The organism is Comamonas thiooxydans (assembly GCF_000964545.1).
GTDB classification, from domain to species: domain Bacteria; phylum Pseudomonadota; class Gammaproteobacteria; order Burkholderiales; family Burkholderiaceae_C; genus Comamonas; species Comamonas thiooxydans.
On record NZ_BBVD01000008.1, the window covers coordinates 312862 to 335152 of the forward strand.

A 22291-nucleotide genomic window follows, 5' to 3' on the forward strand; every position below is an offset into this window, starting at 1 on the left:
AAAAACATGACGGTCAACTGTAACGAGCCACCATTTTGGCTCGGATACGAACTTTTCCCGCATCCCTGTAGGACAAATTTGTCCGAATTTGTGACATTTAACTAATAAGTGTTCTCTTCTGTAATTTACAGAAACTCTATGCAAGCCATGCGCTAATCCGCAACCCCTTGCATGCGCGGATGACGCGCAAATGCCAAGCCCAGCAGGGTAGCCAACAGCATGACAAAGCAGGCAAACGGGCTCACGGCCAGCTTGATGCTCCAGTGGTCGGCAATCCAGCCCACTGCCATCATGGGCAACATGGAGCCAAGCAAACCGATGGTCTGATAGGTAGACAACATGCCTGCCCGGTTGTCGGGCCTGGCAAGACGGCCCACCATGGTCATGCCGGCCAGCATGCACATGCCATGCCCCAGTGCTGTCAAGCCCACGCCCAAGATGAACAGCAGCGTTGATTGCAGTTGCAGATTCAGCAACAGCATGCCGTTGCTGAGCACCAGCAGCGCCATGCCGGCAAAGCCGCAGCGGTGCAGCGGCAGGCTGGCAGCCACCAGCTGAATGCCTGCAGAGACGAGCAAAATCACGGCAATGGCCGTACCGCTGACCATAGGGCCGCTCCAGGGAATCATCTGCTGCAGAAACAGCGGTGCCATGGAGGCGTACAGCCCGAATACACCGAACGCCACGAACGGATAGCCACAGGTCAGTGCAAAGGCCAGGGAATCCTCGCGCACAGGCCATGTCAGCCGCGGCAGACAGTCCCGCCAGTGCAGACGTTCGGGGGCCTGTCCCAGCTGGCCCGCATCCCGCTGCACCGACTCCGGCAGCTTGAGCGTGACAACGCCTGCCACACCGATGCAGCCCAGCACCAGCGGCACCAGATAGGCCGTCGTCAAGGGCTGAGGCAGCCACTGCCCCGCCACGCCACCGATCAAGGGCCCCAGACCAAAGCCCAGCACATTGAGAAAGCTGGCCACCATGGCCACGCGCTGCGGCTGCAGACCGGTGCTTGCGCTGGCAGCCAGCAGTGTCAGGCCCGTGGTGGCGCTGATGGTGATGAGGCTTGATGACACCCCCACCATGAAGCGCCCGACGATCAGGCTGGGCAGATTCCAGGCCAGCATGGAGATCAGAGTGCCTGCCAGCGTCAGACACAGGAAACACAGCATCACGCGCTGAAAGCCGATGCGGTCGGGCAGACGCCCCAGAAACAGCAGGGCGCACAGGCCACCGCACATATAGAGCACATAGATCAACGAGATATCGCTGGGCCGCAACTGCCAGGCTTGCTGATAGAGCGCATAAAGAGGGCTGATCAGCGCCGCCCCCAGCACTCCCACCACCAGGCCGAAGCCCACCCACCAGACCGAGGCCTGTGCCGTTGTGGCACCGGCCTGCCATGTATTGCTTTGCGACATTTGCTGCCTCTTGATCGGGCCGGGCCTGCGACAGGGACAGAGCGGACAGGTGTTCATCCTGCCGCGCCGTCAAAGCGGGCCAGCCACTTGCTTGTGATGAGAACATTGTCTGCAGAGTCGCATCGGCACGCATAGGCCAAACAAAGGATACATGTCTCAAACTATTTGCTATCAAACACAGGAAGCTATGCTTTTTGACGACCAAAACCAGTACGTCAACGGTTCAAACACCCGTCGCTATACTTTGCGCCCTAATGACAGCAGGATTTCCCGGCATGTGCCTGAATGCTTTTTTGCGCCCCTTGGTCTGTTTGAGTCTGCTTGGCCTTGCTGCCTGCGGCAGCAATCCCCCCAGCCCCGCTGCGACTCCTGAGACCCTCTCGACCACCACATCAGCCCCTCCGATCAAGATCGGCCTGGCGCTGGGCGGCGGTGCGGCCAAGGGCTTTGCCCATATCGGCGTCATCAAGATGCTCGAGGCCAATGGCCTCACGCCCTCGTTCGTGGCAGGCACCAGCGCCGGCAGCGTGGTGGGTGCGCTCTATGCAAGCGGCATGAACGCCTTTGAGCTGCAGGAAAAAGCCGTGGCGCTGGACGAAGCCAAGATCCGCGACCTGCAGCTGTCCGCTGGCGGCCTGGTGCTCGGCCAGAAGCTTGAGGACTATGTGAATGAACAAGTCCGCCGCAAACCACTGGAGCAGATGGCCAAGCCTTTTGTTGCGGTTTCCACGCGCCTGGAAGACGGTGAACGCACCGTGTTCGCACGTGGCAATGTAGGCCAGGCCGTGCGCGCCTCCAGCAGCGTGCCCGGCGTGTTCCAGCCCGTCACCATCGGCAAGCACCACTATGTGGACGGCGGCATTGTCAGCCCCGTGCCGGTGGATGCCGTGCGCAATCTGGGGGCCGACATCGTGATCGCCGTGGACATCTCCAACAAGGCCAGCGGCAAGACCCCCGCCAATATGCTGGGAGCGCTCAATCAGTCGATTGCCATCATGGGTCAGAAGCTGGGCCAGGCCGAGCTGGCGCGTGCCGACATCATCATTCGTCCGAAGGTGCTGGACATCGGCCCGGCCGACTTCGCGCAGCGCAGCCATGCGATTGTGGAAGGCGAGAAGGCCGCCACCGCACTGATGCCACAGATTCGCGAACGCATCGCCCAGCTGCGCGCCGAACGCACCAAAGCCACTCAAATAGCACAGCAGAAAGCCGCCGAAGCCAGCTATCAGGACTGCCTGAAACAGCGCTCCAGCCTTCAAAAGCTGTCCGGCATGGTGGGTATGAGCGGCAACTGCGAAAAGCCCTGAGCTGAACCTGCTCCATGAAAAAGGCCCGCTGACGCGGGCCTTTTTGCAGCGCTGCGAGGCTCAGAACGCCTCTTCCTCCATCCCTGCACAGGTCATGTCGCGCGCCTTGACCACCTGCAGCCAGGCGCCGATACGCGGCAGCTCGTAATGGAAGAAGTAGCGCTGCGCGGCCATGCTGCCGCGGTGGGCGGCAATTGCCAGATCCTTGTCCATGGCCAGTACGGCCAGCGCCACATCCAGCCAGATCCAGGCCAGCACCAGATGACCGAAGGCCTGCATATAGGGCACGGCATTGGCCAGTGCCTCCTGCGGATTGCCCGTGGCCCAGGCCGCCTTGGTGGTTGATCCAACATCGGCCAGCGCGCGCGCCAGCTGGTTGGCATAGGTGCCCAGCTTCTCATGCTGCATGGCACGCTGGATGGTGGCATTGATGCGTGCAGCCAGCAGTTGCAGCCCCTTGCCGCCATCCATGACGACCTTGCGGCCCAGCAGGTCCATGGCCTGTATGCCGTGCGTGCCCTCGTGAATCATGTTCAGGCGGTTGTCGCGCCAGTACTGCTCGACCGCGAAATCGCGCGTATAGCCATAGCCGCCATGGATCTGGATGGCCAGCGAATTGGCCTCCAGGCAGAACTCGCTGGGCCAGCTCTTGGCCACCGGCGTCAGCACCTCCAGCAGCAGCCTGGCTTCTGCTGCCTGCTGTGCTTCGCCCGTGTACTGCTCGTCCACCAATCTGGCGCACAGCAGGTTCAAGGCCAGCGCACCTTCGCAATAGGCCTTCTGCGCCAGCAGCATGCGTTTGACGTCGGCATGCTCGATGATGCGCGACTGCGGCTTGCTCGCATCCTTGCCACCCTCGCCTATGGGCCTGCCCTGTGGGCGGCTTTGCGCATATTCGAGACTGGCGTGATAGCCGGCCATGCCCAGCATGGAGGCCGCCATGCCGATGGAAATGCGCGCCTCGTTCATCATGTGGAACATGCATTTGAGGCCCTCGCCGGGCTTGCCGACCAGATAGCCGATCGCACCCGCGCCGCGGCCGTCCAGGCCGCCACCATGCTGACCGCGCACAGGGTATTTGCCCTCGCCGAAATTGAGCAAGGTATTGGTCGTGCCCCGCCAGCCCAGCTTGTGGTTGAGGCCTGCCAGGGCCACATCGTTGCGCTCGCCGGTCAGCCGGCCTTCGGCATCGACCAGCTTTTTGGGCACGATGAACAGCGAAATGCCCTTCACGCCGGCAATGGTCTTGCCATCGGCACCGGGAATCTTGGCCAGCACCAGATGCACGATGTTCTCGGTCATTTCGTGGTCGCCCGAGCTGATCCACATCTTGTTGCCCTTGAGCCGATAGCGCGGCCCCAGCGCGTCACTCTCATGCTCGATGCCATCGGGTTCCGCGCGCGTGGCGATGTCCGACAGCGACGAGCCCGCCTGCGGCTCGGACAAGGCCATGGTGCCGGCCCAGCGACCATTGAACTCATTGGCGGCAAAGACTTTTTTCTGCCGCTCGCTGCCATGGGCCATGATGGCGTTGGCATTGCCCGAGGTCAGCATGTTCGAGCCGATGCTGATCGAGGCCGCCGCGAAAAAGCAGTTGGCCGCCGCCTCCACGGTATAGGGCAGCTGCATGCCGCCCATCTCGTAGTCCTGGGCCGCGCTAAGCATGCCCGATTCGGCATAGGCCTCGCGGGCTTCGTAGGTGCATTGAGGCAGGATGACCTTCTCGCCATCGAACTGCGGCTCCTGCAAGTCGACCGTGCGGTTGAAGGGCGCATATTTCTCGCGCGCGATGCGCTCGCAGGTATCCATCACCGCATCGAAAGTATCACGCGAATGATCGGCAAAGCGGGGACGGCTGGTCAGGCCTTCGGCCTGCAGCCAGTCGTAGAGCAGAAAGTCAATGGTGGAACGCAGGCGCATAGATTACCTATCAAAGCAGGCTTCATCGCTTATGGGTAAAGCGCTTGAAGCTATCAATTTCATATATCCAGAGGAGAAAAAAGCCGCCTCCAGCCCCTACCCCAAGGTGGCCAGAAGGCGGCTTGGCTGAAGCCGTGCTTACAGCACTTCAAACACGCCCGCTGCGCCCATACCGCCACCAATGCACATGGTCACGCAGACGCGCTTGGCACCACGGCGCTTGCCTTCGATCAGTGCATGGCCCGTCAGGCGCTGGCCCGAGACGCCATAGGGGTGACCCACGGCAATCGCGCCGCCGTTGACGTTGAGGCGGTCGGCCGGAATACCCAGCTTGTCGCGGCAGTAGATGACCTGCACGGCAAAGGCTTCGTTGAGCTCCCAGAGGTCGATGTCATTGATCGACAGACCCAGCTTCTTGAGTACCTTGGGAATGGCATAGATGGGGCCGATGCCCATTTCGTCGGGCTCGCAGCCAGCCACGGCAAAGCCCAGGAAGCGACCCAGGGGCTGCAGACCCTTGCGCGATGCATAGGCTTCGCTGACTATGGCGCAGGCACCGGCGCCGTCGGAGAACTGGCTGGCATTGCCGGCTGTGACTACGCCGCCGGGCAGCGCGCTGCGCAGGCCGCTGATGCCTTCCTTGGTCGTTCCCTCGCGAATGCCCTCATCCTTGCTGACGGTCACCTCCTTGGTGATCAGTCCGCGCACCTTGTCGGCCACGCCCATGACGGTCTTCATGGGGGCGATTTCCGCTTCGAACAGACCGGCCGCCTGTGCCGCAGCCGCTTTCTGCTGGCTGGAGGCGCCGTACTCATCCTGGGCATCGCGGCTGATGTTGTAGCGCTTGGCAACCTGCTCGGCAGTCTGCAGCATATTCCAGTAGATCTCGGGCTTCATGGCCGTCAGCTCGGGATCGAAGGCCATATGCGGATTCAGGTGGGGCTGCACGCAGGAGATGCTCTCCAGGCCGCCCGCCACCAGCACATCGTTCTCGCCCGCAATGATGCGCTGGGAGGCCAGCGCGATCGCCTGCAGTCCCGAGGAACAGAAGCGGTTGATGGTCAGCCCCGATGTCGTGACCGGCAGGCCTGCACGGATGGCAATCAGACGGGCGACGTTGCCGCCTGTCGTGCCTTCGGGCAGGGACATGCCCATGATCACGTCCTCGACCTCGGCGCCCTCAATGCCTGCGCGCTCCACGGCCGCCTTGACGGCGTGGGCGCCCATGGTGGGGCCGTAAGTCATGTTGAAAGCGCCCTTCCAGCTCTTGGCCAGCGGAGTGCGCGCGGTAGAAACAATCACTGCGGATGTCATGTTCTGTCCTTTGATTCTGGGTGTTTCGTGGCAAATCGTCCGCGCCTAGCTGAACTGCTTGCCTTCGGTGGCCAGCTTGGCCAGCAACGGCGCGGGCTGCCAGAACTTGGCATCGTCATTCGGGTTCTGGGCAAAGCGGCCCATGGCCTGAACCACGTTGAACAGGCCGACCTCGCCCGCATAGTGCATGGGGCCGCCGCGCCACAGCGGAAAGCCATAACCGGTCAGATACACCATGTCGATATCGCCGGACTTGCTGGCAATACCATCTTCCAGAATCTGAGCGCCTTCGTTGACCAGCGCATAGACCAGGCGCTGCACGATTTCCTCGTCGGAGATCTTGCGCGGCGTGATACCCAGGCTCTTGCGATGCTCGTCGATCATCTTGGCCACCACCTCCGAAGGAATGGCATCGCGCTTGCCGGGCACATAGTCATACCAGCCTGCACCGGTCTTCTGGCCGAAGCGACCCAGCTCGCACAGACGGTCCGCACTGGCGCTGTACTTCATATCGGGCTTCTCGACATAGCGACGCTTGCGGATGGCCCAGCCGATATCGTTACCCGCCAGATCACCCATGCGGAACGGGCCCATGGCAAAGCCGAACTTCTCGATGGCCTTGTCCACCTGCTGTGGCGATGCACCTTCGTCCAGCAGGAAGCCGGCCTGGCGGGAGTACTGCTCGATCATGCGATTGCCGATGAAGCCGTCGCAGACGCCGGAGACCACGGCCGTCTTCTTGATCTTCTTGCCCACCTTCATCACCGTGGCCAGCACATCCTTGGCCGTGGCCTTGCCGCGCACCACTTCCAGCAGCTTCATCACATTGGCGGGACTGAAGAAATGCATGCCCACCACGTCCTGCGGACGCTTGGTGAAGGCGGCGATCTTGTCCACATCCAGGGTCGAAGTGTTGGACGCCAGAATCGCGCCAGGCTTGGCCACTTCATCGAGCTGCTTGAAGACCTGCTCCTTCACGCCCAGCTCCTCGAACACGGCCTCGATGATGAGGTCGGCATTCTTCAGATCGCCATAGTTGAGCGTGGTGCTGAGCAACGCCATGCGCTGCTCGTACTTCTGCTCGGAGAGCTTGCCCTTTTTGACCTGGGCCTCGTAGTTCTTGCGGATGGTCGCCACGCCGCGATCCAGGGCTTCCTGCTTGGTCTCCAGAATCGTGACGGGAATGCCCGCATTGAGGAAGTTCATGGAAATGCCGCCGCCCATGGTGCCGGCACCGATCACACCCACGGTCCGGATCTCGCGCACCGGTGTATCGCCAGGCACGTCGGGGATCTTGGAGGCGGCACGCTCGGCCATGAACAGATGACGCAGCGAACGCGACTCGGGCGTCATCATCAGTTGCATGAAGGCTTCGCGCTCAGCCACCATGCCATCGTCGAATTTCTTGGTCGTGGCATTCTTGACGGCTTCCAGGCAGCGCAGCGGCGCTGGGAAGTTCTTGGACATGCCCTGCACCATGGTGGCGGCGAACTCGAAATAGGCCTCGCCCTGGGGATGCTTGCAGGACAGATCGCGCACACGCGGCAGCGGGCGGACATCGGCGACCTCCAGCGCCAAGGCCTTGGCCTCGGCCAGCAGCGTCTCGGCCGAAGCAGACATCTTGCTGAACAGCTTCTGGCCAGGCAGCATGGCCAGCATTTCGCTCATCACGGTCTCGCCGCTGACAATCATATTGAGTGCGGCTTCCACACCCAGTACGCGCGGCAGGCGCTGGGTGCCGCCGGCGCCTGGCAGAAGGCCCAGCTTGACCTCGGGCAGCGCCACGGCCGTGCCGGGAGCCGCAATGCGGTAATGGCAGCCCAGCGCCAACTCCAGCCCGCCCCCCATGCAGACGCTGTGGATCGCGGCGATCACAGGCTTGGTCGACAGGTCCAGTTGCTGGATGACCGAAATCAGATGCGGCTCGCGGTAGGCATCTTCCTGGCCGAACTCGGTGATATCGGCTCCGCCCGAGAAGGCCTTACCGGCGCCAGTAATGACGATGGCCTTGACGGCGTCATCCGCCAGAGCCTGGCGCAAACCCTCAACCACACCTCGTCTGGTGGCCAGACCCAGGCCGTTGACCGGCGGGTTGTTCAAGGTAATGACGGCGATGGCTCCGTCCACTTTGTATTCAGCAGTCATGCTGTTGTCCCCTGTTCAATAAATAGAAAAGAACGGTCGTGCGTTTTTTATTTTCCGAATTTTGCTGCGTTGCGCAACTGATGCTTGTCCTGAGCGAGACAGCTCACAGAATGAGCGCACCTCATGTCAGAGACAGCAAGCAAGGGCCTGGGCGGCCCCACCGCCGCGCAGCAAGGATGTTGTCCCCCTCCCGCAAAGCGAGAGAGGGGGAAGCGGCAAAGCCGCTCAAGAGGTATGCCAGCTCAAACCTCCAGCCACTCCTTGCGAACCTTTTCGTTCGCTCTGAGGGTTTCGGGAGTTCCGTCAAAAACAATATGCCCATGGCCCATGACAAGCGCCCGGTCCGAGATATTCATGGCGATGGTCAGCTTTTGCTCGATCAGCAGCACGGACACGCCACGATCCTTGATCTTCTTGAGGTATTCACCCACCAGCTCCACGATCTTGGGTGCCAGCCCTTCCGTGGGTTCGTCGATGATGATGAGATCCGGGTCACCCATCAGCGTGCGGCAGAGCGTGAGCATCTGCTGCTCGCCGCCCGACATCACGCCGGCCTCGGTGTGCTGACGCTCCTTGAGGCGGGGAAACATGGCATACATGTCGTCAAAACCCCAGCGACTGCCTTTGCCCTTGCCTTTCTGGCCCAGCATCAGGTTCTGATGCACGGTCAAATTGGGGAAGACATCGCGGCTTTCGGGCACATAGCCGATACCCAGGTGGGCCACCTCGTAGGCTTTCTTGCCATGCAGGTTCTTGCCTTTCCAGTCCAGTGCCCCCTCCCAGTGCACCAGTCCCATGATGGCCTTGGCTGTGGTGGAGCGGCCCGAGCCGTTGCGCCCCAGCAAGGCCACGATCTCGCCGGCATGGACCTCGAAGTCCACGCCATGCAGCACATGGCTTTTGCCGTAGTAGGCATGCAAATCGTTGATCTTCAGCATCTCAATGCGCTCCTGCTTGTTGGTCTGCGACGGAAGATCCCAGATATGCTTCTTGCACTCTGGCGTTGGCACGCACGGCTTCGGGCGTGTCATAGGCGATGACCTCGCCATAGACCACCACGGCAATCTTGTCCGCCAGCCCGAAGACCACGCCCATGTCGTGCTCCACGGTCAGCAGCGTCTTGCCTTCGGTGACTTTCTTGATCAGCTGTATGAAATGTGCGGTTTCGCTGTTGCTCATGCCTGCCGTGGGTTCGTCCAGCAAGATGACGCTGGCACCGCCGCCGATGGTGATACCGATCTCCAGAGCGCGCTGCTCGGCATAGGTCAGGTTCACCGCGAGCGTGTCGCGCTTGCGGTGCAGGCCGATCATCTCCATCAGCTCGTTGGCACGTTCGTTGGCGTCGTGCAAATTGGAGAGAAAACGCCAGAAGCTGTAGCGGTAGCCCAGGCTCCAGAGCACGCTGCAGCGCAGGTTTTCAAACACCGAAAGCTTGGGAAAGATATTCGTGATCTGAAAGCTGCGCGACAGCCCCATGCGATTGATCTCGAAAGGCTTTTTGCCGTCAATGCGCTGGCCGTGCAGCAGCACCTCGCCACTGCTGGGCTCGAAGCGGCCGCTGATCAGATTGAACAACGTGCTCTTGCCCGCACCGTTGGGGCCGATGATGGCGACGCGCTCGCCCGCATTGACCGCCAGATTGGCGCCGCGAATGATTTCTGTCTTGCCGAAGCTTTTGCGCAGATCGCGCAGCTCCAGCGCATGAGCAGACTGCTGCACAGCTTGCGCAGCCGGTTGATGGATGGCGATGCTGGACATGGTTCAGCCCTCCCCTTTCTTGATGCTTTCTTCGATCGCTTCCTGTATGCGGCCCCAGCGACGGGCCGTCAGTCGGCGCACGCCCTCCAGCAGGCCCAGGCCCACCACGAACACCACAATTGCCACTGTCCAGGTGGCAGCAGCACTGGTGTCCAGCTCGGTTCCCATGAACGGCACCTTGGGCCCCAGAGCCGCATTGAGCTGCATGTGATAGATCATCTCGATCAGCGAGGCGGCACCGATCACCGTCACGATGCCCGCCGCCAGAATGCCCAGATAGGGCATCAGCAGGCGCTTGAAATGCCCGAACTTGGCCACACGCAGATTCATCATGATCAAGCTGGCCACACCGCCAGGGGCATACATGACCATGAGCAGGAACACCAGGCCCAGATACAGCAGCCAGGCCTTGGTCAGCTCAGACAGCAGCACCGATGCCAGCACCAGCAGCACGGCACCGATGATGGGGCCGAAGAAGAAGGTGGCACCGCCCAGGAAGGTGAACAGCAGATAGCCTCCCGAGCGCACCACGCTGACGCTATCCATGGCCGTGATGATCTCGAAATTGATGGCCGTCAACCCGCCACCAATGCCGGCAAAAAAGCCTGCAATGATGAAAGCGAAGTAGCGCACGCGCTGGGTGTTGTAGCCCACGAACTCGACACGCTCGGGGTTGTCGCGCACGGCGTTCAGCATGCGTCCCAGCGGCGTGCCAGTGAAGGCAAACATGGCAGCCGTGCAGACAAAGCAATACACGGCAATCAGGTAGTACACCTGCAGGCCCGAGCCGAAATCCAGCCCGAAGAACTTGCTGTAGACCCGGTCCGTGGTGATGCCGCCCTCGCCGCCGAAGAACTCGGGAAACATCAGCGCCATGGATGCCACCAGCTCACCTAGACCCATGGTGATCATGGCAAAGGTGGTGCCGGATTTCTTGGTCGTCACATAGCCGAAAAGCGCAGCGAAGAACATGCCCGCCAGGCCACCCACAACGGGAATCAGCACCAGCGGAATTGCCATCTCGCCTGCAGCAGCCTTGTTCATGGCATGAATGGCCAGAAACGACCCCAGGCCGGTATAGACCGCATGACCGAAGCTCAGCATGCCGCCCTGCCCCAGCAGGATGTTGTAGGACAGGCAGATGATGATCAGATAGCCGATCTGGCTGAGCATGGTCAGAGCCAGCGAGCTGGTGAAGATCAGCGGTGCCACGATCAGCGCCAGCGCAAACAGGCCCCAGACCAGAATTCGCCCTATGTTCAAGGGCTTGAAGCGGTAATGTCCCTGGGACCGAGCTTTGTCGGCAGCAGAAGAATTCATGGATGTTTTTGCAATCGAAGACATGGCTCAATCCCCTCTGGTACCCAGCAAGCCCTTGGGGCGGAAGATCAGAATCAGCACCAGGAACAGGTAAGGCAGGATCGGCGCGACCTGCGACAGCGTCAGCCGCAGCACGGGCCAGCCGAAGGTGGACTCATTGACCTGATGGCCCATGGAGGTAAACAGGCCGGCCAGAGACCAGTCCAGCGCCACGGCAAAGGTCTGCACCACACCGATCAGCAGCGAGGCCACGAAAGCCCCGGCCAGCGAACCCATGCCGCCGACCACCACCACCACGAAAATGATGGAGCCCACGGAGGCCGCCATGGCTGGCTCGGTCACATAGGTGTTGCCGCCGATCACGCCGGCCAGGCCGGCCAGCGCGCAGCCACCGCCAAACACCAGCATGAAGACACGCGGCACGTTGTGGCCCAGCGCCTCCACCATTTCGGGGTTCTTGAGCGCGGCCTGAATCACCAGGCCGATGCGTGTGCGCGTCAGCAGCAGCCAGACGGCCACCAGCATCAGCAGCGCCACCAGCATCACAAAGGAGCGCGACTTGGGGAACTGTGTGCCATACAAGGTAAACAGCGGCCCCTGCAGCGCCGACGGCAGCGCATAAGGCACAGTGCCCCGCCCCCATACCAGCTGCACCACCTCGAGAATCAGATAGGACAGGCCAAAAGTCACCAGCAACTCGGGCACATGGCCATATTTGTGCACGCGGCGCAGGCTGTAGCGCTCGAACAGCGCCCCCAGCACGCCCACCAGCACGGGGCAGAGAAAGAGCGCGGGCCAGAACCCGATGATGCCGCTGAGCGTGTATGCGAAGTACGCACCCAGCATGTAGAAACTGGTGTGAGCGAAATTCAGCACGCCCATCATGCTGAAGATCAGCGTCAGGCCTGAGCTGAGCATGAAGAGCAGCAGCCCGTAGCTCACACCGTTGAGCATCGATATGGTGAAAAATTCAGGCGTCATCGACTTGCCTTGTTCTCATGAGCAAAAAGACTGCTGCAGCACTGCACCTGTTATGCGTTCTTGTGGGTACGGATGCTGCAGCACGAGGGAGAGTGAGCCTGACTCAGGACGGACGCTTCATCTGGCAACTGGTGGGCGTGCTGGCCACATAGGGCTCGTAGTACTTCACGGGGGCGAAGGTGTAACCTGTGTTTTCCGCGTCATAGGGGAACTTGCCGCCAGCCTTCTGCCACTTGGAGATATACAGGCCTTGCTGCAACTGGTGGTCGCTCTTGCGCATCTCGACATCGCCGTTGAAGCTTTTCAGCTTCATGCCCTCGAGTGCCGCCGCAACCTTGACCGGGTCGGTGGAGCCTGTCTTGACAAAAGCTGCATCCAGCAAGGCGAATACATGGTAGATGGAGCTTTGCGTCAGGTCATCGTTGAACTTCTTCTTGAAGCTTTCCATGCTCGCCTGAATCGGCGCACCCATGTTGTAGTGCCCATAAGTCACGGTATAGACCTTGCCCTCGGACGCTGCGCCCATGGCGGTGGGCCCCCCAGGACCGAAGGCATAGTAGGTATAGAACTTGACATTGTTCATCCCCGCATCATTGGCAGCCTTGAGCAGCAGCGACAGATCCGCTCCCCAGTTGCCGGTGATCACCGTATCGGCCCCAGACTGCTTGATCTTGGCCACATAGGGCGCAAAGTCGCGCACCTGGGCCAGAGGAGAGAAGTCATCACCCACGATCTGCACATCGGGGCGCTTTTTCTTGAGCAGGTCCTTGGCGTATTTGGACACCTGCTGGCCATGGCCGTAGTTCTGGTTGATCAGATAGACCTTCTTGACCTCGGCATCGTCCTTCATGAATGTGGTCAATGCCTCCATCTTCATGGAGGTATCGGCATCGAGACGGAAATGCCAGTAGCTGCACTTGCTGTTGGTGAGATCGGGATCCACCGCAGCGTAGTTCAGATAGAGCAGCTCCTTGCCCTTGTTGCGATTGTTGTGCTTTTCCAGCGCATCCATGATGGCCAGCGCCGGTCCCGAGCCATTGCCCTGAGTCACATAGCGCACGCCCTGATCCATGGCCGAGCGCAGCGCGGCCGTGGTCTCCTGCGGGCTGAGCTTGTTGTCCAGCGCCACGACCTCGAACTTCACGCCCGAGGCATTTTTCTTGTTGAACTCTTCCGCCAGCAGCTGAAAAGTCTTGAGCTGATTCGTTCCCACGGCAGCCATCAGACCCGACAAGGGATCAATCCAGGCGACCTTGACGGTTTCACCCTTCTGAGCCCATGCACCACCTGCACTCACAGCCATAGCCGAGAGGGCCACCGCACGCATAACCCATTTCATACTTGTCTCCTTTCATTGTTTTTGCTAGCGACTGCCGCCAATCTACCGGTCGGTAGACTTTTTCCCGCTGGGGAAAGCCTTAGTAACTATCACGCATGCGACTTCCAAGGCCGATTCGCGGCAGTTGGCGACACTTGTGCGACAGCTGCTCGCACTTGCAGGCGAATGAAACCCGGGAATAAAAAAGGACGCCACCAGGGCGCCCCGAATATCGATCCAGCCTCCCCCGCTCAGGAGGGGCGTTTCATCTGGCAACTGGTGGGGGTGCTGGCCACATAGGGCTCGAAGTACTTCACGGGCGCAAAGGTATAACCCGTGTTCTCCGAGTCCATGGGGTATTTGCCGCCGGCCTTCTCCCATCGCGCGATGTACAGGCCCTGCTGCAGCTGGTGATCGGTCTTGCGCATCTCGACCTCGCCGTTGTAGTTCTGAAACTTCATGCCCTCCATGGTCGCGGCGACCTTGACCGGGTCGGTGGTCTTGGCTTTTGCAAAAGCCTGGTCGAGCATGTTCAGCCCCGTGTACACGGTACCGGTGTACATATCCTCGTTGACCTTGGCCTTGAAGCCCTTGACGATCTTGTCCATGGCGCCGGGCATGTTCAGGTGGCCGTAGCCCACCATATAGACCTTGCCTGCCGCCGCCGCCCCCATGGCCGTGGGCGCGCCCGTGGCAATGGCGTAATAGGTGTAGAACTTGACGTTGTTCAGGCCAGCATCATTGGCGGCCTTGATGAGCAGCGCCAGGTCCGAGCCCCAGTTGCCGGTGATCACCGTATCGGCGCCCGACTGCTTGATCTTGGCCACATAGGGTGCAAAGTCGCGCACCTGGGCCAGAGGAGAGAAGTCGTCACCCACGATTTCCACATCGGGGCGCTTGCGCTTGAGCATCTCCTTGGCAAACTTGGACACCTGCTGGCCATGCGAGTAGTTCTGGTTGATCAGATAGACCTTCTTGACCTCTGGCACGTCCTTCATATACGTGGTCAAGGCCTCCATCTTCATGGAGGTATCGGCATCGAGGCGGAAATGCCAGTAGCTGCACTTGCTGTTGGTCAGGTCCGGGTCCACCGCCGCATAGTTGAGGAACACGACCTCCTTGCCCTTGTTGCGCGCATTGTGCTTTTCCAGCGCATCCATGATGGCCAGCGCCGGGCCCGAGCCATTGCCCTGGAACACATAGCGCACGCCCTGATCCATGGCCGAGCGCAGCGCGGCCGTGGTCTCCTGCGGGCTGAGCTTGTTGTCGATGCCGATGATTTCGAACTTCACCCCCGAAGCACTGCTCTTGTTGATTTCCTCGGCCACGTACTGCAGGCTTTTGAGCTGATTGGATCCCAGCGCTGCCATCAGGCCCGAGAGCGGGTCAATCCAGGCGACCTTGACGGTCTCACCCTTCTGCGCCATCGCACTCCCCGCGCACGCCAGGATCACCGATGCTGTCAAAGCCTTGATTGCAAACTTCATAGAGCGTCTCCGTTGGTGGTTATGAGCGACGCCCAGACTAAAGGGCAAGCCAGCGCCTGCGGCTTGGGGGTTGCCCTAGCGCATATCACTTTGGCGACTGCAGGGTTTACCTCAGGCCGAAGCTCCCAAAACAATAGCTGCTGGCGCCCGCCTATAAAAATGCAGAGACTTATCTGATTCAGCGGCCTAGAGCGGCAACTGGCTTTCCGTCAGCGGCAGGCCGCTGGCGCTGGTCAGCACCTGCGGTTCCGGCAATTCCCTGTCCTCCAGATGCGGTCCTATATCGCGCATCAACTCGTCGAAACTCAGCCTGCCGGCCTTGACCCTGGCCAGCAGTTCGACCACTCCGGGCAATTGATCAAAGCGTGCTCCTGCAATCAGCGCCAGACACAGATAGTTGAGCAGGTCGCGCGTACCAGCAAGCCCATGGCGGCGCGCAAACTCCAGTTGCTGACGCGCAAACCAATGCATTGCCAGCGGCGGCAATCTGTCGCGCAGATGGACCTGGTTCAGATTCAGGTAATAGATCAGCAAATCGGGCACATTGCCCTTTACCAACGCATCGACCTGAGCGGTGCTGAATTGAAACGGCAGGGGCGCCGCAGGCCCGGCAAAATCAGCCACCGCATATTCATGCAACCGGCCCGATCGACTCCAGCACCACCAGCGTGCAACCGGACCCAGCAAGGCCAGGCACTGGGCAGGGCGCAGCACGGGTTCGATGGCGGTTTGCATGTCCGGATCGCTTTGCCCGAGCAAGGCCGCCAGCACGGCGGGGTCCCACAAGGCAAGATAGCTGCCGTCGCCGCCAGGCAGTCTTGGATCCATGGCCAGGCGCAGATGGGCCAGCAGCACCGGCATCTCGCACTCGCTCGCCAGCAAGCTGGCGCAAGGGCTGGCCTGCACCACATCGAGCACGGCGTCGAGAAAATTCTGCTGCGGCATTTTCAAGGCCTGAGCAGTGCTGCCAAGGTGTACCAACCAGGGGCTGAGCTTGCCCTCCTTGCTCGCGCGTGTGAACGCAAACAAGGCCTCGGCACCGCTTTGCGGCACCTGCGCCAACAAGTCACTGTTCTGCGCCGCATCCAGCAACAGATACAGCTGCAAGGGCTTGCCTGTTGGCTTACCAGTCGAGACGAGCTGCGACCAGCGCAGAGGCCAGCTCTTGCGTGCAGGTCTTGTTTGCGGCCAGAGCGGCCCGGCGCTCATGGCAACTCCTTGTTCACAAAGGCTGAGCGCTGCTGCGCCCGACGTGCCAGGCACTCCAGACACACATTGCGCGGTGCAGCCTGGGCGACAGCCTCTGGCCCGCAGGCTGCTGCAGGAAGACTCCATGTACCCAGTCCGCCTAGCAAGGCGGCTCCGAGAAGCTGGCGTCGCGGCAAGTCGTGGGCACGACCACCATCCGATATCAAGAGTGACGAGCAGTCGCAAAAACCGGGAGCTGAAGGCATGGATGTCAAGCAATGGCGCCAGAAAAGGCACAGGCAAAAAAGCCATCATCTCACGATGATGGCTTTGCTCCGGCCGGGCCGGCTGCATTCAGGCTGCCGAGGGCAGTTGGTAGTCCTTGAGTTCCTCGCGCAGACGGGTCTTGAGCATCTTGCCTGTGGCACCGATCGGAATGGCCTCCACAAACACCACATCATCGGGAATCTGCCACTTGGCCGTCTTGCCCTCGTAGAACTTCAGCAGCTCCTCACGCGTGATTTCCGCACCGGGCTTCTTGACCACGGCCACGATGGGGCGCTCGTCCCACTTGGGATGCGGCATGCCTATGCAGGCAGCCATGGCCACGGCCGGGTTGGCCATGGCGATGTTTTCAATATCGATGGAGCTGATCCATTCGCCGCCGGACTTGATCACATCCTTGCTGCGGTCGGTGATCTGCATATAGCCGTCGGGATCTATCGTCGCCACATCCCCCGTCGGGAACCAACCGTGGCCGTCGGCCCCGCGCACCAAGGGGTTGCCGCTGCCTTTGTAATAGCTGTCGATGATCCAGGGGCCGCGCACCAGCAGGTCGCCATAGCTCTTGCCATCCCAGGGCTGTTCGTCACCGGCGTCGTTGACGATCTTCATCTCCACACCATAGATCGCGCGCCCCTGCTTCTGCCGGATCTTCATCTGCTCTTCCTTGGGCAGTTCCAGATGCTTGTTCTTGAGCGTGCACAGCGTGCCCAGCGGGCTCATCTCCGTCATGCCCCATGCGTGCAGCACCTCCACGCCGTAGTCGTCCTGGAAGGCGGTGATCATGGCTGGCGGGCAGGCGGAGCCGCCGATCACCGTGCGATTGAGCTTGGAAAAACGCAGGCCGCCCGGCTTCATATAGCCGAGCAGCATCTGCCAGACGGTGGGCACGCCAGCAGCAAAGGTCACGCCCTCCGACTCGATCAGCTCGTAGACCGACTTCCCATCGAGCGCCGGGCCCGGAAAGACCATCTTGCAGCCCGTGAGCGCCGCCGAATATGGCAGGCCCCAGGCATTGACGTGGAACATGGGGACCACGGGCAGCACCGAATCACGGGCCGACAAGCACATCACATCGGGCAGCGCGGCAGCATAGGCGTGCAGCGTGCTGGAGCGGTGGCTGTAGAGCACGGCCTTGGGGTTGCCCGTGGTGCCGCTGGTGTAGCACATGCTGGATGCGGTGTTCTCGTCGAACTGCGGCCAGCGGTATTGATCGGACTGGCCCGCAATCCAGCTCTCGTAGCTGACGAGGCCTGGAATGCCGCTGTCTGCCGGCAGCCGGTCTGTATCGCAGAGCACCACCCATTGCTGCACCTGCGGGCATTTGGCATGCACGGCCTGGATGATGGGCAAAAAGGTCAGGTCAAAGCACAGCACCTTGTCTTCGGCGTGATTGACGATCCATGCGACCTGCTCGGGATGCAGGCGCGGGTTGATGGTGTGCAGCACCCGGCCCGAGCCGCTGACGCCAAAATACATCTCCATGTGGCGATAGCCATTCCAGGCCAGGCTGGCCACGCGCTCGCCCTGCACCAGGCCCATGGCATCGAGCTTGTTGGCAAGCTGACGCGAGCGCGCCGCCAGATCCTTGTAGGTATAGCGGTGGATATCGCCTTCCACACGGCGGGAGACTATCTCTCCATCGGCATGGTTGCGCGCGGCAAACTCGATCAGGGAAGAAATCAACAGCGGCTGGCTTTGCATCAGACCCAACATTGGCAGTCTCCTGGATATCGTTGTGATGATCGGGAAGCATCCTAGCGCGGGCTTCCAGGCCGTCATCTGAGGACTGTCACCAATGCGTAACCTTGGCGACCTTTGTCTGCATCCTCCCTCTGAACGATGTGCGCGCACTCAGGGAAAAACCTAGGCTGCTCTCCAACGGAAACCGGCTCAACAACCCTGCAAACCCTGTCCTTGATGCTGCTCAAGCACAATGATTGCATGAGCGAATCCCCTGCCCCGCAATGGCGCAAGCCCGGCCGCTTCGAAGCTCTGGGCCCGGCTTTTTTCACCTATCTCCAACCCACGCCCGTGCCAGAGCCGCACTGGATTGCAGCCAGCGTCAGCACGGCCCGCTGGATGGGTCTGAACACCGAGTGGCTGCACAGCGCCGAAGCGCTGCAAATCCTCAGCGGCAATGCCGTCTCCGGCCATGGCAACGGCGGCAGCAAGCCGCTGGCCACTGTCTATAGCGGTCACCAGTTCGGCGTCTGGGCCGGCCAGCTTGGCGACGGCCGTGCCATCCTGTTGGGCGAGACTGAGCAGGGCTTTGAAGTCCAGCTCAAGGGCGCTGGCCGCACCCCCTATTCACGCATGGGCGACGGCCGGGCCGTGCTGCGCTCGTCGATTCGCGAATTTCTCTGCAGCGAAGCCATGGCAGCCCTGGGCATTCCCACCACGCGAGCGCTGGCGCTGACGGGCTCGCCCTTGCCCGTGGCGCGCGAGACCATGGAAACTGCCGCCGTCGTGACCCGTGTGGCCGAGAGCTTCATCCGCTTCGGCCATTTCGAGCATTTCGCCGCGCGCGACATGCAGACCGAACTTAAAGCCCTGGCCGATCTGGTCATAGACCAGCATTACCCGGAATGCCGCACGGCCGTTGCACTGAACGGCAATCCCTACGCCAATTTTCTGCAGGCCGTAAGCGAGCGCACTGCCCGACTGATGGCCCAGTGGCAAGGCGTGGGCTTTTGCCATGGTGTGATGAATACCGACAATATGAGCATTCTGGGCCTGACCATCGACTACGGCCCCTTCCAGTTTCTCGACGCCTTCGACCCAGGCCATATCTGCAACCACAGCGACAGCCAGGGCCGCTATGCCTTTAACCGCCAGCCCCAGGTGGCCTACTGGAATCTGTATTGCCTGGGCCAGGCCCTGCTGCCGCTGATTGGCAACGAAGAGCTGACGATCTCCGCTCTGGAGTCGTACAAGACCGTCTTTCCCGCCGCCTATGCGCGCCAGATGCTGTCCAAACTGGGCCTGCCCGAAAACGAGGCCGGCACGCCTGCCACCGAAGGCCGCTTTGCACTACTGGTCAACCCGCTGCTGCAGATCCTGGCCGACAACAAGGTGGACTACACCATCTTTTTCAGCCGCCTGACCGATGCTGTTGCACAAAGGCAGGAAACGAAAATCGACTTTGAGCCACTGCGTGACATCATTCTGGATCGCGCCAGCTTTGATGCCTGGTCACTCACTTATTCAGAGCAGCTAGCGCAAGTGGACAAAGCACAGACCGTCGATTTGATGCAAAAATCCAATCCGCGCTTTGTGCTGCGCAACCATCTGGGCGAGACCGTGATTCGTGCCGCCCAGGCCGGTGACTTCGCCCCGGTGCAGCAGATGCTGGCCGTGTTGCAGACGCCTTATGACTCGCACCCGGACCACAACGACTGGGCCGGCTTCCCGCCCGACTGGGCTTCCTCGATTGAAATCAGCTGTTCATCATGAGCTTTCCTGTCCAGAAATCCGACCAAGAATGGCAAGCCCTGTTGCAGGACAAGGGTGCCGAAGCTGCGGCCTTCCAGGTCACACGCCACGCAGCCACCGAGCGACCTTTCACCGGCAAATACGAGCAGTTCTGGGCCGATGGCAGCTACCACTGCATCTGCTGCGGCAACAAGCTGTTCGACTCCCATACCAAGTTTGACGCCGGCTGCGGCTGGCCCAGCTTTGACCAGGCCCTACCCGGTGCCATCACCAATATCGTGGACCGCAGCCATGGCATGGTGCGCACCGAGACGGTGTGCAGCAACTGCGGAGCCCATCTGGGCCATGTCTTTCCCGACGGTCCCACTGACACAGGCCTGCGCTACTGCATGAACTCGGCCTCGCTGGATTTCCAGAACGAGCCCCCAAAATAAGAGCTGGCAAGGCTTGAGCAGCAAGGGCTATGCTTCCAATCGGGCTTTCTGCGCTGGCGTTGCGTATCAGCTTTGATAGCTGATTCCGTCCAGCGTACAAGGCTTTGCTCACGGTATGAGCTGGGCTTTGGTGCATGATGCGGCTTTGCTCGCAGCGCCGGGAACCTTGCCGGTGCTACGCAGTCTGAATTTCAGAACGACTACCATTTCGCGCATGAAGCTGCTGATTGATTTCTTCCCCATCATCCTGTTTTTCGTGGCCTTCAAGGTCTGGGGCATATACACCGCCACAGCCGTGGCCATTGCCGCCACTGTGGCGCAGATCGCCTATCTGCGCTTCAAGACCGGCAAGATCGAGCCCATGCAGTGGATGAGCCTCGGCGTCATCGTGCTGTTTGGCGGCGCCACTTTGCTGGCCCATGACGACAACTTCATCAAATGGAAGCCCACGGTGCTTTACTGGCTCATGGGCGGCGCACTGCTGATCGGTCAGCTGGTTTTCAAAAAGAACCTGCTGCGCTCCGTCATGGGCGCGCAGCTGCAACTGCCCGACGCCATCTGGCTCAAACTCAACTGGGCCTGGACTGCTTTCTTCGCCGCCATGGGCGGACTCAACATCTGGGTAGCCTATAACTTCGACACCGATACCTGGGTCAACTTCAAGCTGTTTGGCGGCATGGGACTGATGGTGGTGTTTGTGATTGCGCAAGCCATCTACATGAGCCGCTACCTGCCCCAGGACGGCGTGCCCAGCGCGGCCGAAGCCAAGGACAAGCAGCCATGAGCGTAACCATCAGTGCCCAGGCCATGGACGCCGCCCTGCGCCAGCGTCTGGCCCCGACCCGACTCGAAGTCATCGACGAGAGCTATCAGCATGCCGGTCATGCCGGCGCCAACGACAGCGGTGTGGGCACGCATTTTCGCGTGCGCATCGCCGGCCCTGCCTTTGATGGAAAAACCCGCGTGGCACGCCACCGCCTTGTGTATGATGCACTGCAAGACTTCATTGACCAGGGTGTTCATGCCATCGCCATTGAAGTACTTTGAGAACGCACTGTTCTGACCACAGGCTCCTTGACGGGAGCCTGTTGCGTATGGACTGAACTTCACTCACTTTTCTCAATCACAACTCGAATGAGCATGAAACAAAAGCAACTGGCCCGCATCGTGGCCGCCGCTGTTCTGGGCGCAGCCGCCCTGTCCGCCTCGGCCCAGAATGTGGCCATCGTCAATGGCAAGGCCGTTCCCATGGCCCGCGTCAATGCCTTGAAGACCCAGATCGAAGCCAGCGGCCAGCCCGTTGTGCCCGAGATGGAAAAGATGATCAAGGATGAAGTCATCGCGCGTGAAATCTTCATGCAGGAAGCCAACCGCCGCGGCCTGGCCGGCTCCGAAGCCTACAAGCAGCAGATGGAAATGGCACGCCAGACCGTGCTGATCCGCGCGCTGTTTGACGACTTCCGCAAGAAGAACCCCGTGACCGATGCCGAAGCCAAGGCCGAGTACGACAAATTCGTCGCTGCCAATGGCGGCAAGGAATACAAGGCCAGCCACATCCTGGTGGAATCCGAAGACCGCGCCAAGGCCATCATTGCCGAGGTGAAGGCCGGCAAGAAGTTTGAAGACATCGCCAAGAAGGAATCCAAGGATCCCGGATCGGGTGCCCGTGGCGGTGATCTGGACTGGGCCAACCCCAACAATTACGTACCCGAGTTCACCGAAGCCCTGATCAAGCTCAAGAAGGGCGAGATGACCGACGCGCCCGTCAAGAGCCAGTTCGGCTGGCACATCATCCGCATGGATGACGAGCGTCAGGCCGAAATGCCCAAGTTCGAAGATGTCAAACCCCAGATCACGCAACAGCTGCAGCAGCAAAAAGAGCAGCAGTTCCAAGATCAGCTGCGCAAAAGCGCAAAAATCCAGTAACATGATCTAACGTCAGTACCCAAAAGTACTGGCCAGACCATCACCCAAGCCCGCGTCA

The 22291-nt window shown here is 60.7% G+C and carries 18 protein-coding genes; 6 read left to right on the plus strand and 12 right to left on the minus strand.

From position 1 onward, the window contains the following. Positions 1–152 precede the first annotated feature (152 nt). A complete protein-coding gene (locus Cth01_RS14910; RefSeq protein WP_052703330.1) occupies positions 153–1418 on the minus strand; it encodes an MFS transporter in 1266 nt (421 codons plus the stop codon). 275 nt (positions 1419–1693) lie between these two features. On the opposite strand from Cth01_RS14910, the gene Cth01_RS14915 reads away from it, so the two are divergent. Then, the gene (locus Cth01_RS14915) at positions 1694–2725 is read left to right on the plus strand and encodes a patatin-like phospholipase family protein (protein ID WP_034358633.1); all 1032 of its coding nucleotides are present in this window, start codon (positions 1694–1696) and stop codon (positions 2723–2725) included. A gap of 60 nt (positions 2726–2785) precedes the next feature. On the opposite strand, the gene Cth01_RS14920 is transcribed toward Cth01_RS14915, so the two are convergent. The 11 genes from Cth01_RS14920 to Cth01_RS14970 all read right to left on the minus strand — a co-directional run bounded on the left by Cth01_RS14920 (position 2786) and on the right by Cth01_RS14970 (position 18154). Further along, positions 2786–4645: an acyl-CoA dehydrogenase gene (locus tag Cth01_RS14920; RefSeq protein ID WP_045839582.1), complete on the minus strand. Its 1860-nt coding sequence runs from the start codon at positions 4643–4645 to the stop codon at positions 2786–2788. 138 nt (positions 4646–4783) lie between these two features. Then, complete coding sequence (locus Cth01_RS14925) at positions 4784–5959, minus strand: acetyl-CoA C-acyltransferase (protein ID WP_012838912.1); 1176 nt, start codon at positions 5957–5959, stop codon at positions 4784–4786. A gap of 45 nt (positions 5960–6004) precedes the next feature. Then, complete coding sequence (locus tag Cth01_RS14930) at positions 6005–8104, minus strand: 3-hydroxyacyl-CoA dehydrogenase NAD-binding domain-containing protein (protein ID WP_045839583.1); 2100 nt, start codon at positions 8102–8104, stop codon at positions 6005–6007. Positions 8105–8346: 242 nt separating this feature from the next. Continuing rightward, the gene (locus Cth01_RS14935) at positions 8347–9042 is read right to left on the minus strand and encodes an ABC transporter ATP-binding protein (protein WP_003069489.1); all 696 of its coding nucleotides are present in this window, start codon (positions 9040–9042) and stop codon (positions 8347–8349) included. A gap of 1 nt (position 9043) precedes the next feature. Continuing rightward, on the minus strand, positions 9044–9862 hold the full coding sequence (locus Cth01_RS14940; RefSeq protein WP_034358490.1) for an ABC transporter ATP-binding protein: 819 nt from the start codon (positions 9860–9862) through the stop codon (positions 9044–9046). A 3-nt stretch (positions 9863–9865) separates the two neighbouring features. Then, complete coding sequence (locus Cth01_RS14945) at positions 9866–11206, minus strand: branched-chain amino acid ABC transporter permease (RefSeq protein WP_012838915.1); 1341 nt, start codon at positions 11204–11206, stop codon at positions 9866–9868. 3 nt (positions 11207–11209) lie between these two features. After that, a complete protein-coding gene (locus Cth01_RS14950; RefSeq protein ID WP_012838916.1) occupies positions 11210–12163 on the minus strand; it encodes a branched-chain amino acid ABC transporter permease in 954 nt (317 codons plus the stop codon). 103 nt (positions 12164–12266) lie between these two features. Beyond that, positions 12267–13502 (minus strand): branched-chain amino acid ABC transporter substrate-binding protein, encoded by a 1236-nt coding sequence (locus Cth01_RS14955; RefSeq protein WP_034390755.1) that lies wholly within the window; start codon positions 13500–13502, stop codon positions 12267–12269. A 230-nt stretch (positions 13503–13732) separates the two neighbouring features. Next, positions 13733–14968, minus strand: coding sequence for a branched-chain amino acid ABC transporter substrate-binding protein (locus tag Cth01_RS14960; RefSeq protein ID WP_034390757.1), 1236 nt, complete (start codon positions 14966–14968; stop codon positions 13733–13735). A 186-nt stretch (positions 14969–15154) separates the two neighbouring features. Next, positions 15155–16177, minus strand: coding sequence for a DUF4123 domain-containing protein (locus tag Cth01_RS14965; RefSeq protein WP_045839584.1), 1023 nt, complete (start codon positions 16175–16177; stop codon positions 15155–15157). 333 nt (positions 16178–16510) lie between these two features. After that, positions 16511–18154: a 3-(methylthio)propionyl-CoA ligase gene (locus tag Cth01_RS14970; RefSeq protein ID WP_045839585.1), complete on the minus strand. Its 1644-nt coding sequence runs from the start codon at positions 18152–18154 to the stop codon at positions 16511–16513. Positions 18155–18358: 204 nt separating this feature from the next. Here Cth01_RS14970 and Cth01_RS14975 point away from each other — a divergent pair, with 204 nt between their 5' ends. The 5 genes from Cth01_RS14975 to Cth01_RS14995 all read left to right on the plus strand — a co-directional run bounded on the left by Cth01_RS14975 (position 18359) and on the right by Cth01_RS14995 (position 22233). Beyond that, on the plus strand, positions 18359–19894 hold the full coding sequence (locus Cth01_RS14975) for a protein adenylyltransferase SelO (RefSeq protein ID WP_139032076.1): 1536 nt from the start codon (positions 18359–18361) through the stop codon (positions 19892–19894). Continuing rightward, the gene (gene msrB / locus Cth01_RS14980) at positions 19891–20307 is read left to right on the plus strand and encodes a peptide-methionine (R)-S-oxide reductase MsrB (protein ID WP_012838923.1); all 417 of its coding nucleotides are present in this window, start codon (positions 19891–19893) and stop codon (positions 20305–20307) included. Before Cth01_RS14975 ends, msrB begins: the two co-directional genes overlap by 4 nt. Positions 20308–20521: 214 nt before the next feature. Continuing rightward, the gene (locus tag Cth01_RS14985) at positions 20522–21091 is read left to right on the plus strand and encodes a septation protein A (RefSeq protein ID WP_045839627.1); all 570 of its coding nucleotides are present in this window, start codon (positions 20522–20524) and stop codon (positions 21089–21091) included. Next, the gene (locus Cth01_RS14990) at positions 21088–21354 is read left to right on the plus strand and encodes a BolA family protein (protein WP_003061279.1); all 267 of its coding nucleotides are present in this window, start codon (positions 21088–21090) and stop codon (positions 21352–21354) included. The genes Cth01_RS14985 and Cth01_RS14990 overlap by 4 nt, the downstream gene beginning before the upstream one ends. Positions 21355–21447: 93 nt before the next feature. Further along, positions 21448–22233 carry a peptidylprolyl isomerase gene (locus tag Cth01_RS14995; RefSeq protein WP_034358635.1) on the plus strand — a complete coding sequence of 262 codons (786 nt, stop codon included), beginning with the start codon at positions 21448–21450 and terminating at the stop codon, positions 22231–22233. The last annotated feature ends 58 nt before the right edge of the window (positions 22234–22291 follow it).